The organism is Bacillus sp. SYZHCR11, from assembly GCF_057196865.1.
Map to the genome: position 1 here is coordinate 820,447 of NZ_JBXUND010000002.1, position 12,871 is coordinate 833,317.

The 12,871-nt window shown below is 49.5% G+C and carries 15 protein-coding genes; 6 read left to right on the forward strand and 9 right to left on the reverse strand.

What is annotated here, in order from left to right:
- The 3 genes from hutI to AC2CGA_RS10885 all read left to right on the forward strand — a co-directional run bounded on the left by hutI (position 1) and on the right by AC2CGA_RS10885 (position 3,698).
- The gene (hutI, locus tag AC2CGA_RS10875; RefSeq protein WP_484480191.1) at positions 1 to 1,266 is read left to right on the forward strand and encodes an imidazolonepropionase; all 1,266 of its coding nucleotides are present in this window, start codon (positions 1 to 3) and stop codon (positions 1,264 to 1,266) included.
- Complete coding sequence (gene hutG / locus AC2CGA_RS10880; protein ID WP_025853680.1) at positions 1,259 to 2,209, forward strand: formimidoylglutamase; 951 nt, start codon at positions 1,259 to 1,261, stop codon at positions 2,207 to 2,209. Before hutI ends, hutG begins: the two co-directional genes overlap by 8 nt.
- 70 nt (positions 2,210 to 2,279) lie before the next feature.
- Positions 2,280 to 3,698 (forward strand): amino acid permease, encoded by a 1,419-nt coding sequence (locus AC2CGA_RS10885; protein ID WP_004393284.1) that lies wholly within the window; start codon positions 2,280 to 2,282, stop codon positions 3,696 to 3,698.
- A gap of 40 nt (positions 3,699 to 3,738) precedes the next feature.
- On the opposite strand, the gene AC2CGA_RS10890 is transcribed toward AC2CGA_RS10885, so the two are convergent.
- The 7 genes from AC2CGA_RS10890 to AC2CGA_RS10920 form a co-directional block, all read right to left on the reverse strand.
- Positions 3,739 to 5,040: a pyrimidine-nucleoside phosphorylase gene (locus AC2CGA_RS10890; protein ID WP_007614811.1), complete on the reverse strand. Its 1,302-nt coding sequence runs from the start codon at positions 5,038 to 5,040 to the stop codon at positions 3,739 to 3,741.
- Positions 5,041 to 5,067: 27 nt separating this feature from the next.
- Positions 5,068 to 6,249 (reverse strand): NupC/NupG family nucleoside CNT transporter, encoded by a 1,182-nt coding sequence (locus AC2CGA_RS10895; protein ID WP_004393280.1) that lies wholly within the window; start codon positions 6,247 to 6,249, stop codon positions 5,068 to 5,070.
- A 92-nt stretch (positions 6,250 to 6,341) separates the two neighbouring features.
- Positions 6,342 to 7,010: a deoxyribose-phosphate aldolase gene (deoC, locus tag AC2CGA_RS10900; protein WP_015387489.1), complete on the reverse strand. Its 669-nt coding sequence runs from the start codon at positions 7,008 to 7,010 to the stop codon at positions 6,342 to 6,344.
- Positions 7,011 to 7,100: 90 nt separating this feature from the next.
- Complete coding sequence (deoR, locus tag AC2CGA_RS10905; RefSeq protein ID WP_015387488.1) at positions 7,101 to 8,042, reverse strand: DNA-binding transcriptional repressor DeoR; 942 nt, start codon at positions 8,040 to 8,042, stop codon at positions 7,101 to 7,103.
- A gap of 70 nt (positions 8,043 to 8,112) precedes the next feature.
- Positions 8,113 to 8,925, reverse strand: a complete 813-nt coding sequence (gene yidA / locus AC2CGA_RS10910) for a sugar-phosphatase (RefSeq protein WP_004393274.1) — start codon at positions 8,923 to 8,925, stop codon at positions 8,113 to 8,115.
- Positions 8,926 to 8,993: 68 nt separating this feature from the next.
- On the reverse strand, positions 8,994 to 9,518 hold the full coding sequence (locus AC2CGA_RS10915; RefSeq protein WP_032858434.1) for a hypothetical protein: 525 nt from the start codon (positions 9,516 to 9,518) through the stop codon (positions 8,994 to 8,996).
- On the reverse strand, positions 9,508 to 9,927 hold the full coding sequence (locus AC2CGA_RS10920) for a lipocalin family protein (RefSeq protein WP_015387486.1): 420 nt from the start codon (positions 9,925 to 9,927) through the stop codon (positions 9,508 to 9,510). The genes AC2CGA_RS10915 and AC2CGA_RS10920 overlap by 11 nt, the downstream gene beginning before the upstream one ends.
- 110 nt (positions 9,928 to 10,037) lie before the next feature.
- Between AC2CGA_RS10920 and AC2CGA_RS10925 the strand changes: the two genes are divergently transcribed.
- Together AC2CGA_RS10925 and AC2CGA_RS10930 are read left to right on the forward strand one after the other, a co-directional pair.
- On the forward strand, positions 10,038 to 10,424 hold the full coding sequence (locus AC2CGA_RS10925) for a hypothetical protein (RefSeq protein WP_004393267.1): 387 nt from the start codon (positions 10,038 to 10,040) through the stop codon (positions 10,422 to 10,424).
- Between the two features lie 160 nt (positions 10,425 to 10,584).
- Complete coding sequence (locus tag AC2CGA_RS10930) at positions 10,585 to 10,947, forward strand: hypothetical protein (RefSeq protein WP_004393264.1); 363 nt, start codon at positions 10,585 to 10,587, stop codon at positions 10,945 to 10,947.
- A gap of 50 nt (positions 10,948 to 10,997) precedes the next feature.
- On the opposite strand, the gene AC2CGA_RS10935 is transcribed toward AC2CGA_RS10930, so the two are convergent.
- Positions 10,998 to 11,390 (reverse strand): hypothetical protein, encoded by a 393-nt coding sequence (locus tag AC2CGA_RS10935; protein ID WP_060657875.1) that lies wholly within the window; start codon positions 11,388 to 11,390, stop codon positions 10,998 to 11,000.
- Between the two features lie 129 nt (positions 11,391 to 11,519).
- Between AC2CGA_RS10935 and AC2CGA_RS10940 the strand changes: the two genes are divergently transcribed.
- A complete protein-coding gene (locus tag AC2CGA_RS10940; protein ID WP_484479997.1) occupies positions 11,520 to 12,482 on the forward strand; it encodes an iron-hydroxamate ABC transporter substrate-binding protein in 963 nt (320 codons plus the stop codon).
- Positions 12,483 to 12,522: 40 nt separating this feature from the next.
- On the opposite strand, the gene AC2CGA_RS10945 is transcribed toward AC2CGA_RS10940, so the two are convergent.
- Positions 12,523 to 12,870, reverse strand: a complete 348-nt coding sequence (locus tag AC2CGA_RS10945) for a YxeA family protein (RefSeq protein WP_004393256.1) — start codon at positions 12,868 to 12,870, stop codon at positions 12,523 to 12,525.
- Position 12,871 lies beyond the last annotated feature (1 nt).

Here is a 12,871-nt window from a genome sequence, read left to right on the forward strand (position 1 = left end):
ATGCCGAAACAAATAGATACCATACTCACCAACATCGGCCAGCTGCTGACGATGGAATCCGGCGGCCCCCGATCCGGCGGAAGCATGCAGGATCTTCATGTCACGGAAAATGCCGTCATCGGCGTTCACGACGGGCGCATTGTTTTTGCCGGACATCAAGGAGCGGAGAAAGGATACGAGGCAAGAGACATTATTGACTGCGGGGGACGGCTCGTCACCCCCGGCCTCGTCGATCCCCATACCCATCTTGTATTCGGAGGGTCCCGCGAAAAAGAACTGAATTTAAAAATTCAGGGCATGTCTTATTTGGATATTCTGGCGCAAGGCGGCGGTATTTTGTCAACGGTCAAAGACACGAAAGCCGCCTCCGAAGAAGAACTGATTGAAAAAGGGCTTTTTCACCTCGGACGCATGCTGTCATACGGCATCACGACCGCGGAAGTAAAAAGCGGGTACGGACTCGACAAAGACACGGAGCTGAAACAGCTGACCGCGGCGAAAAAACTGGGTGAGCGCCAGCCGGTCGACCTTGTCACGACCTTTATGGGAGCACACGCCATTCCGCCTGAGTACCGGAACAGCCCTGACGAATTTCTGAATCGCATGCTGCAGCTTTTGCCTGACATAAAAGAAAAAGGCCTTGCGCAATTTGCCGATATTTTCACAGAAACAGGCGTCTTTACCGTCAGCCAGTCACGGGACTACCTGAAAAAGGCGGCTGAAGCTGGTTTCGGCCTGAAAATCCATGCTGATGAGATTGACCCGCTCGGCGGCGCGGAATTGGCGGCAGAGCTGCATGCTGTTTCTGCCGATCATTTGGTAGGGGCATCTGACGAAGGCATCGAAAAGCTTGCGGAGTCCGGAACGATCGCCGTCCTGCTGCCGGGCACGACTTTCTATCTCGGAAAACACACTTATGCGAGAGCCCGGGAGATGATTGATGCGGGCGTACGGGTCAGTTTGGCGACTGACTTCAACCCGGGCAGCTCACCGACGGAAAATCTCCAGCTCATTATGTCGATTGCCGCGCTTCATTTAAAAATGACCGTAGAAGAAATCTGGCACGCTGTCACCGTTAACGCTGCGTATGCGATCGGAAAAGGCGAAGAGGCCGGACAAATCAAAGCCGGACGGGCGGCTGACATTGTCATTTGGGAAGCGCCGAATTACATGTATATCCCGTATCATTACGGCGTCAATCATGTCCGCCGTGTCATCAAGAACGGAAAGACGGTCGTTTCAAGGGAGGGAGCCGCTCTTGGATAAGTATCCGTTTCTGCAAAAAGCCGGCTCCCTCTTCAACGACCGCCATGTGACAAGGATCGGCGATGTAACGGAAGCGTGGGCGGGACAAACGATCAAAGGGCCGGCTTTGATCGGCGTTCCGCTTTCTAAGTCGTCAATCAGCCATTCCGGCGCCTGCTTTGCCCCCGGTGCGATCCGCCGGGCGCTCGGCGGCATTTCCGCATATTCCGCGGAGCTGCGGGAGCATGTCATTGACCATCTGTACGATATCGGCGATATTCAGATTCACGTCACAGATGTCGTCAAATCTCACGAACACATTTATCGGACCATTTATGACATTCTGACGGACCAGCCTGACTGGGTGCCCGTCATTCTCGGCGGCGACAACTCCATCAGTTATTCCACCATTAAAGCCATTGCGGAAACGAAAGGAACAACGGCCGTCTTTCAATTCGACGCCCACCACGACGTTCGCAACACAGAAGACGGAGGGCCGACAAACGGCACGCCATTCCGCCGTCTGTTAGATGAAAATATCATAAGCGGACAAAACCTGATTCAGCTTGGAATCAGGGAGTTCAGCAACAGCTTGGCATATGAACAATATGTAAAAGAGCGTCAGGCAGACGTGCATACAATGGAGATGATCCGGGAGAAAGGGCTTCTCCGAACGATACAAGACACTTTGCCGGCCGTTCAAAAAAGAGCCGACGCCATTTTTATTTCGGTTGATATGGATGTGCTGGATCAAGCTCATGCGCCCGGCTGTCCTGCGATCGGCCCCGGAGGCCTGTATACCGAGGAACTGCTTCAGGCGGTCCGGTTTTTAGCCCAGGAGGCTGACATCTCGGGTATTGAGATCGTTGAGGTTGATCCGACACTTGATTTTCGCGATATGACAAGCCGGGCAGCCGCACACGTCATTTTACATGCATTGAAGGGATTTAAATTGTCACGTTAAAGTCAAATCCGGCACGCGTGATCTCGGCTGCCGGAAGATTCTCATGCCACGCAAGAAGGGGGAGATCACGATGGATGTTGATCAAGGCGGCAATCAACTAAAGCGCACGATGAAAAGCAGGCACTTATTTATGATTTCATTGGGAGGGGTCATCGGCACGGGGCTGTTTTTGAGCACAGGGTATACATTGAGCCAGGCCGGGCCGGGCGGGACAATCGCCGCTTACCTGATCGGCGGCTTGATGATGTATCTTGTCATGCAGTGTCTCGGAGAATTGTCAGTAGCCATGCCTGTGACCGGTTCATTTCAAACGTATGCGACAACGTTTATCGGGCCGTCCACGGGTTTTATGGTCGGTATCATGTATTGGGTGAATTGGGTGGTGACGGTAGGATCGGAGTTTACAGCTTCCGGTATCCTCATGCAGCGCTGGTTTCCCCACAGCAGCGTCTGGATGTGGAGCGCGATTTTCGCGGCTCTCCTTTTTGCCGCCAATGCATTCTCCGTTAAATTGTTTGCAGAAACAGAGTTTTGGTTTTCCAGCGTCAAAATCGTCACCATCCTTTTATTTATCATCTTAGGCGGCGCCGCGATGTTCGGTTTGATTTCATTGCACGGTTCGGGAGAAGCTCCGATGCTGTCGAATTTCACCTCACACGGCGGACTGTTTCCGAACGGCTTTCTTGCGGTTTTCATCGCAATGATTTCCGTAAGCTTCGCCTTTTCAGGGACGGAGCTGATCGGAATTACAGCGGGTGAAACCGCCAATCCGGCAAAAGATATTCCACGTTCGATCCGAAATGTCGCCTGGAGAACGGTCATCTTTTTTATCGGCGCCATTTTTGTGCTGTCCGGACTGATCTCCTGGAAGGAAGCCGGTGTGATTGAAAGTCCGTTTGTCGCGGTCTTTTCCCAGATCGGTATCCCATACGCCGCAGATATCATGAACTTCGTGATTTTAACGGCTTTGCTTTCGGTCGCCAACTCCGGACTGTATGCTTCCACCCGGATGCTGTGGTCTCTTGCGAATGAAAACATGATCAGCGCCCGGTTCAAAAAAGTCACGCCGAAAGGCATTCCGCTGAATGCTCTGCTCGCCAGCATGGCCGTTTCCTGCATATCCTTGATCTCAAGCATCGCCGCCCCGGGCACGGTCTACGTGGTGCTCGTGGCAATAGCCGGATTTGCCGGCGTCGTGGTGTGGATGAGCATCGCCCTGTCTCAGCTGTTATTTCGAAAACATTATGTGAAAAACGGCGGACGCGTCGCGGATCTGACCTTCCGCACGCCGTTATACCCTCTCGTTCCGATCGCCGCTGTGATCTTATGTTTCGCTTCATGCGTAGGCCTTGCATTTGATCCCAATCAAAGAATCGCCCTCTTCTGCGGAATTCCTTGTATGATCCTGTGCTATCTCATTCGTTTTTTGAGAAAGAAACAGCCGAAACAATCCGTCCGTGACATTCATTTGGATAAAACCATGCCATAAAAAAAAGGCACATACTGATGAGGTATGTGCCTTTTTTGTCTTATTCCGTAATCAGCGTATGAATCAGTTTCGGCGCTTCCGCTTTTTCTGAGATGCGGATGTTGTCATAGACTTTGGCGGTCACGTCGTCAACGTTTTCGCGGTTGGCGTAAAGGGTGACGAGCGGCTCACCTTTTTCGACGTTGTCACCGACTTTTTTGCGGAGCATAATACCGACGGCAAGGTCGATTTCGTCCTCTTTTGTCGCACGTCCCGCGCCTAACAGCATCGCTGCGACGCCGATTTCGTCAGCGACGATTTCTGAAACGACACCCGCTTCTTTTGCCGGAACGTCAATTTTGTACGCCGCCTGCGGAAGTTTGGACGGATCGTCAACGACAGAAGCGTCTCCTCCCTGATTGCTCAGGAACTCTTTGAACTTTTCAAGCGCTTTGCCGTTTTTCATGACTTCCTGAAGCTTCGTTCTCGCTTCTTCCAATGTCTCAGCTTTTTTCGCCAATACGACCATTTGGCTGCCGAGCGTGAGGACGAGTTCGTTTAAGTCTTCAGGCCCTTCCCCTCTTAACGTATCAATGGCTTCTTGCACTTCCAGAGCATTCCCGATCGCAAAACCGAGCGGCTGCGACATGTCAGAAATCACGGCCATCGTCTGGCGGCCGACGTTGTTTCCGATGCGAACCATTGCTTTGGCGAGGTTCACGGCGTCTTCATCCGTTTTCATAAACGCGCCGGCTCCCGTTTTGACGTCAAGCACGATGGCATCTGCTCCGGCGGCGATTTTTTTACTCATAATTGAGCTTGCGATCAGCGGGATGGAATTCACCGTACCCGTTACATCACGCAGCGCATACAGCTTTTTATCGGCAGGGGTCAAATTGCCGCTTTGTCCGATGACGGCTACCTTGTCGCGGTTCACAAGCTTGATGAATTCATCTTTTGACAATTCCACGTGGAAGCCTTCGATCGCTTCCAGCTTATCAATGGTTCCCCCCGTATGCCCAAGGCCGCGGCCGGACATTTTAGCGACGGGAACGCCGAGCGCCGCGACGAGCGGAGCGAGTACGAGAGTTGTCGTGTCGCCGACCCCGCCCGTAGAGTGCTTGTCGACCTTAATGCCTTCAATGGCGGAGAGATCAATCGTTTCCCCTGAATTGACCATCGCCATTGTCAGATCGGCGCGCTCCTGATCCGTCATATCCTGAAAGTAAATCGCCATAGCCAGCGCGCTTGCCTGGTAATCAGGGATGCTTCCGTCCGTGTATCCTTTTACGAAAAATTGAATTTCTTCTGTTGTCAGTTCTTTTCCATTTTGTTTTTTTACAATAAGATCTACCATTCTCATGATCTATCACCTGTCCTTCATTTATGTTCAGTGAATCAATCCGACGATCGCCGCTGTCAGGAAGCTGACGAGCGTTGCGCCGTACAGCAGCTTCAGCCCGAACCTCGCGACGACGTTTCCTTGTTTTTCATGCAGCCCTTTCACCGCACCGGTAATGATTCCAATAGAGGAGAAATTCGCGAATGAGACAAGGAATACAGATACCACTGCCTGTGTATGCGCGCTGAAATGGAAATCGCCGGATGAGAGCGTCTGCATCGCCACAAATTCATTCGATACCATTTTCGTCGCCATAATGCTTCCGGCGCTCACCGCTTCATTCCACGGAATACCGGTTAAAAACGCAAACGGCGCGAATACATATCCGAGCAGCGCCTGGAATGTAATGCCGAAGACCGCGTTAAAAACGCCGTTGACCAGGGCAATGAGTGCGACAAATCCGATCAGCATCGCCGCTACGACGACGGCGACTCTGAATCCATCCATTATATACTCACCGAGCACTTCAAAAAAGGATTGCTTTTCTTCTTCAGGAACGACGATCAAATCCTCTTCTTTGCTGACGGTGTACGGGTTGATGATAGAAGCGATGATAAATCCGCCGAATAAGTTCAGCACAAGCGCCGTCACGACGTATTCAGGCTTCAGCATCATCATGTAAGAACCGACGATCGACATTGAGACCGTCGACATTGCGGACGCGCAAAGCGTGTATAAGCGCTGTTCAGTAAGATAGCCGAGCTGTTTTTTCAAACTGATAAAGACTTCTGATTGCCCTAAAATCGCGGATGCGACAGCGTTGTAAGATTCGATTTTCCCCATTCCGTTCACCTTGCTTAACGCAAGACCGATATACTTCGTGATGAAGGGAAGGACCTTCCAATGCTGCAGAATTCCGATTAAAGCGGATATAAAGACGATCGGCAGAAGCACGCTCATGAAGAACGTCGTCTGTTTCGCATTCACAAGCCCGCCGAATACAAAGTTAATCCCTTCTGATGCATATTCCAGCAAGTAGTTAAATCCTTTTGCAAAACCGCCGACAAGAAAATTCCCGATACCGGTGTTGAGGAGAATATAACCGAGAATCAGCTGCAGCACGAGCATGACGGCGATCGGCCGGATTCTGATTCTTTTTTTGCCGTTGCTGGCAAGCCAGGCAAGACCTAAAAACACAATGATTCCGATAATTCCGATGAGATACTTCATATGTGTTCTCCTTTTATTTGTATTCGCTTACAATTTTTTATGCATCAACAAAGAAAGAGGATGGCGGAAGCTTTCGGCTTCCGCAATGCTGATTAATAGTCGCTGCTGCCGCTGTCTCCGCCGCTCACGATAGAGACGCCCGCACTTGCGCCGATCCGGCTCGCGCCCGCAGCGATCATGCTGTCAACATCAGCTTTTGTTCTGATGCCGCCTGATGCTTTGACCCCGATGTCCGGTCCGACTGTTTTTCTCATGAGAGCGATATCTTCAGCCGTTGCCCCGCCTGTAGAAAAACCGGTAGACGTTTTGACGAAATCAGCGCCTGCGGATACCGCCAAGCGGCACGCACGCTCTTTTTCTTCATCTGTCAAAAGGCATGTTTCGATGATCACTTTGACGAGCGCTTTTTTATCAGCTGCTTCAACTACCGCGCGGATATCAGCTTCAACCGCTCCATCATCGCCGTCTTTTAATGCGCCGATATTGATGACCATGTCAACCTCAGTGGCTCCTTTTGAGATGGCATCCTTCGTTTCAAATGCTTTTGTTTCCGATGTCGTTGCGCCGAGAGGAAATCCGATAACGGTGCAAACGTCAACTCCCGTGCCTTTCAGTTCCTCCGCTGCGAGTTTGACCCAAGTCGGGTTCACACAAACGGAAGCGAATTTATATTCTTTTGCTTCTTTTATCAGTTGTAAAATATCCGCTTTTTGTGTATGCGGTTTCAAAGCAGTATGGTCTATTTGACTTGCAATTGACATTGTATGCACTTCCTTTTTCCTAGGATACGTTTAGAATAACCGAATTTTGAACATATGTAAATTGGTAATTGAAATTATGTTCATGAATTGTCACAATTCTTGAATGAGTTTTTTGGCCGTATGCTGATCAGTAATCAAAACGTTGGCGTACTTTCCTTTCAGGGCACCGTGAATGGCCTTGCATTTTCTGCTGCCGCCCGCCACCAGAATCGAACGCTCTTTCAATTTCAGGTCGCTAAGCTCAACTCCGATCGTCCTGCCGTTAATGCTGCTGCTGCAAATCCTGCCTTCCTCGTCAAAAAAGCGCGAACAAATATCGCCGACTCCGCGTGCTTTCAGCAATTGTTTCTCTTCTTCCCGGAAATAGCCGAGTCTGAAAAGCAGCGCCTCATCCCGGACGGTTCCGACCGTAAACAGGGCGATATTGGCTTGTCTGCCCATTTCAATGATCCGCTTAATATGTCTGTCCCGCTCGACCATCTGTTTCACATCGGCGCTGTCAAATATAACCGGCAGCGGCAAATACCTCGGCATGGTCTGAAATGCTTCGGCGAACAGCTGAATCGTTTCTGACGAATACGTATTGACATTGGAATGACTGATGCCGCCTTTCAGCTGCACGACTTCAACGCTCTTTACCTGCTTCGGCTCCATGCGGCTTGCGATCTGGTACATCGTCGTCCCCCAGCTTACGCCGAGTATATCGCCGTCCTTTACGGTTTTATGCATATAGTCTGCGCCATAGCGGCTTAAGTAATGTGTAATGGCCTGGTAATCGTCGCTTGGAGAAAAGACGACGTGCGCCTCAAGCAGCCCGTATTTTTCTTCCAGCTTCGCGCCGAGTTCATCCAGATCCTCAAACGGGTCCATGACGCGAATTTGCACATACCCTTTTTCCTTTGCGTACTGAAGCAGCCTTGAAACGGTGGGGCGTGACAGATTAAGCCGTTCGGCGATCTGCTGCTGGCTGTAATCTGATTGATAATATAGTTTTGCCGCTTCTATGCTGAGCTGCTGTTTTTCACGATCCATGTCGCGCCTCCCCTCTCCGCTTATCATATCACCAAAACACGCGGTAAAAAAGCACCCTCTGATGGGGTGCCTATTTTTTCAGCACAAGCTCCTGAATCGCATGCGCCACGCCGTGTTCGTTATTTGATTTCGTTTCATAATCAGCAATCTCCCTTACTTCCGGGATGGCATTGGCCATTGCCACACCGCAGCCGGCCCACTGAATCATGGACATGTCGTTGCCGTTATCGCCGATTGCCATGACGTCTTTCTGTTCAATGCCGAGTTTTTCGGCCAGCAGCTTGACCGCGTTTCCTTTACTGACTTTCGGGTGAAGAATCTCATGGAAGAATGGCGCGCTTTTGACCATTGTGTATGTTTCCCTGAATGATTCCGGAATAGAAGCGATCGCTTTCTCCAGCTTGTCCGGATCGTCAATGAACATGACTTTCGGAATCAGAATATCCTTCGGCACTTCATCGATCGTGCGGAAATGAAGCGGCACTTTCGTAATGTATGATTCGTATACCGTGTATTCACTGATATCCCGGTTCGGCGTGTACAGATTGGCTGTGTCAAAGTAATGCATCGGAGTATCCAGCTGTAAGCTCAGCTCGTAAAGCGACTCCAAATCTTCAAAGCCTAATGACTGCTCGGCCACGACACCGTTTGTATACGTATTTTGGACGAGTGCGCCGTTATAGGCAATCACAAAGTCTCCTTCTTCCTGTAAGTTCAGCTCTTCCAAATACCGACGCACGCCGCCGATCGGCCGGCCCGTGCACAGGACGATATTGACCCCTTCCGCTTTGGCGGCATCAAGCGCCCCGCGGACTTCAGCCGTCACTTCATGATGATCGTTTAATAGTGTTCCGTCCATATCTATTGCGATTAACTTGTACATCCTGCATCTCCTTTGTATCCTTTTCTGCTTATGCTTTCATCATATCGTTTTTTCGTTTCAATGAAAAATCAAACGGACAAGTTTCTCCGCCTTCTCTTCCTATACCGGGCCTGCCTCCGGATGCGGGGCCGTCTTTTCCCCTTGTCAGCTTGTTCGCCGCTGTCATCTGTTTTCTGCTTCAAGAGCATCAGCCCCGCCGCAAAGAAAGGGACGGCCGCTATGTCCAGAAGGGCAAGCTTTATTCCCATCGCTGCGGGAAAGTATGCCCATAATGAACGGCTGTTCCGCCTGATCATGATATAAGAAACGATTTCCAGCAGGATAAACAGAGCGTTCACCCACAAGTAAATGAGCATCGCCGCAAACAGAAACAGCAGGAGCGTATTCCGCAGCGTGCCGGAAAACAGAAGAGCGCGCATCATATCAAAGAATGAAAAAGACTGCATGCTGCCGTTGACGACATTGGGATTATAAATGGTAAAACGCCCGAACTGATCAAAAAGCATAAAAAATAACCATAACAGTGAAAACCATTGAATGATATGTACGATGACACCCGTCAAAACGAGTCTGTCGGCAGCCTTATTTCTCATGTGCATCCTCCCCGCCGGTTTTTATTCTTGTCATTGTTTTTGTTTCTCCGTATATCTTCCAAATGAGCGTATCGTTTTTTCCTCTTTTCAACGTGCTTTTGACGGGGTGCGGATGTCCGAGGTATTCAATCTCGATCGTCCCGTCCGTGTTTTGTGAGACCACCTTGTAAACATCTGAGGGCATGGGAACCTCGCCGCGGCCTTTAATGACCTGCTTTGTCAGCACGCTGTCTTTCGTAAACGTGACGGTTTCAGATCTGACCCCGTCCATCGGGCCCGGTTTCAGCCCCGCATCCCATGTCCCGTAATAAAAAGGGGGTTCGTCTGCTTTCTTTTGCGAGCAGCCTGTTATCATGACGCATCCGATAACAAGAACCGTCATGATGAAAATCCGTATGTTCCGCAACATGATCACCTTCTTTTGAAGCTTTTTTACGCCTGTAAGTTAGGCGGATGCCGTGGCACTGTGCAATTGACTACATAGTGTATAAAGACTTCACTAGATAAGGAGAATGATGAATGAACCCATATCAGTACTACACCCCATCTGCCTATTTCCCTCAGCAGCAGGAATACGAAGTGAGCCCCGTTGAGTATGAGCCGTATCAGCAGCAGGAAAGCTATTATTATGCGCCCCCTCAGTCTGAAGAGCGGCAGCCGACGGCTTTAGAACGGAGAGTCGCCCAGCTTGAAAGACAAAACGCCCAGCAAACGAGAGAGCTCACCCGCCTCTCACAAGAAGACCAGCGCCAAAACCGGGAAATCACGCGTATGAATGAGCAGATCAGACGGCTGAGCCAGTCCATTGAAATCCATACCCGCCGCTTAAACCGTTTGAATCAGCGCCTGCGCGCAGTCGAAAACAGACTCAATATTCCTTTTCACGCTACAGAAGGCGGCTTCTGAGAAAAAGGGCCGGAATACAAAGCTCGACAGGCCATCCCGAGCCTTGTATTCCGCTCTGTACATAACAGGTAAATATTTGAATCCTTTTCTTGCATGAATGCCTCTCCTATTCTTTCACATGATAAATGTGTAAAATCAATCACTTCAGGAGGTCTTCATGATGTATCAAAACCAATACAGCGGAAATCAGCTGCAGCAATGCCGTCAAACAGCACAGCAGCTTATTCAGCAGACACAGCAAAGCAGTCAGCAGTACAAGCAAATGCTCCAGCAGGAACAGCAAAACATTCAAATGCTTCAGCAGATGCTTAACCATGAACAGCATGCCGTTCATACCATTCAGCAAGCGCTGCAGGGGCATGAACTGGCCATTCAGAAATGCCAGCAAATCGTGAATGTGTGCAATCAGCTTCAGCAGGAAGTAAGCGGACACATGCCTGCACCGATGGCAAACGCTAATGTTTCTTCATTCCCGCAAACACAGCATCACACACCGTTTCAGCAGCATTCATACCAGCAATAGGCCGGTCATGCAAATGACAAAGCGCGAGATACCGGCTTTGTCATTTGTTTTTATCTCTGTTTTGTCAGATCAATGCGTTGAGCGGGTTTTCCGCCGAATTTTTCCTCCGCCTCATGCCTTACCGCTTCAAACGCTCTTGCTTCGACGTTTTGTTTAAACACATCAAGCTGTATTAAATAAGCCGCCCGCACTTTCAGCCCGTGGATGATGGAGATGACCCATAAAGGCAGCACGATATACACGCCCGGCCTGCTCGGCAGCACAAAAGCAATTGCTAAAATAATAAAATAGATAAGTCCGTATTTCAGCCATTTTTTGTTCTTGGCCCGGTAGCCGATATAGAAAAAGGCCAAGAAAGCGGTCAGCCCAAACGGCGCGAAAGTCAGCAGCAGCCACCAGCTGTGCAGCACTTCCCACCAAGTCCCTCTTTTCGTAATCAACATTCATTCCTCCTCCTTTACTACTATAACATGGATAATCAAGGAAGGTTTTCTATAAAAAACATAGACGGAATGACGTCTTCCTGCTATATTAATAATGATAATCATTATCACCGAAATAGGGGGATCATTATGAAGAAACAATCATGGCTGATCGGCCTGGCACTTCTGCTTGTTTTCGCATTAAGCGCTTGCAGCGGCGCGAAGGAAAACAACGGATCGGCATCAGGCAAAGGAAAGACAGACATGCGTACATATGAATCAACAAAAGGAAATATTGACATACCCGCACATCCGAAACGGATCGTCACTGACTTTTATGCGGGTGAGCTGCTGTCCATTGACGCAAATGTCGTCGGGGCGGGCTCATGGGCTTTCAAAAATCCGTTTATCAAAAAACAGCTGAAAAACACCACGGACATCGGCAATCCCGTCAATGTGGAGAAAGTGATGCAGCTGAAGCCTGATTTAATCGTGCTGATGAAGGATGACCAATACGAGAAACTATCGAAAATCGCACCGACGATTGTCATTCCTTTTAACACCGCAAAGAATACGAAAGATACGGTCAGCCTATTCGGTGACATTGCCGGGGCGAAGGATAAAGCCAAAAGCTTTATGGCAGACTTCAACAAAAAGGCAGAAGCCGATCAAAAGCGCCTCAAAAACGTGATCGGCAAAGACGAGACAGTCGGCCTTTATGAAACGACGGATAAAGGCGAAATCTGGATTTTCAATGACAATTCCGGCCGCGGCGGCCAAGCCGTTTATAACGCGCTCGGATTGAAAGCGCCGGCCAAAATCGAAAAAGACATCATGAAAACGGGCGCCATGAAACAGGTTTCCCAAGAGGTCATCCCTCAATATGCGGCTGATTATATGTTCATTACCGATTACAATCCGAATGGAGAAAGCAAAACATTTGAGCGTCTGAAAGAGTCATCCGTTTGGAAAAATCTCGATGCCGTAAAGGACAACCGTGTCTTTATCAACGATTTCAACACCTTCTATCCGTATGACCCGATTGCCGTCAGCAAACAGATGGATATCATCACCGACATGCTGATCAAACGGGCTGAAGAAAATAAAAAATAAAAAAAGCGGCACAGTCATGACACTGTGCCGTTTTTCATGTTCACTTTAATTTTGACTGTACGGATCCCGGCATATCTTCAAATCTGACTTCTTCCCAGGTCTCGACATACTTTCCTTTCGCCTTCACCTTCAAATACGCGTTCTTCCGAAGGTCTTTCCCGGCGAAAAAGGTCACTTCTTCTTTTTTCCCGGATGCGTTATATCCGTCTAATGTATACTCAGTACCGCCCGGGCTAAGATGTTTGCCATCTCGATCAATCTGTACATAAACATCTTGCTGGTGAATAAACGGATTAAATCTGTCTGTAACATCATTATGAAAAAAGAGAAGTCCGTATATGACGGCAGCGGCCGCCAAGACGGCCAGGATTGCCAATGCTTTTTTCATC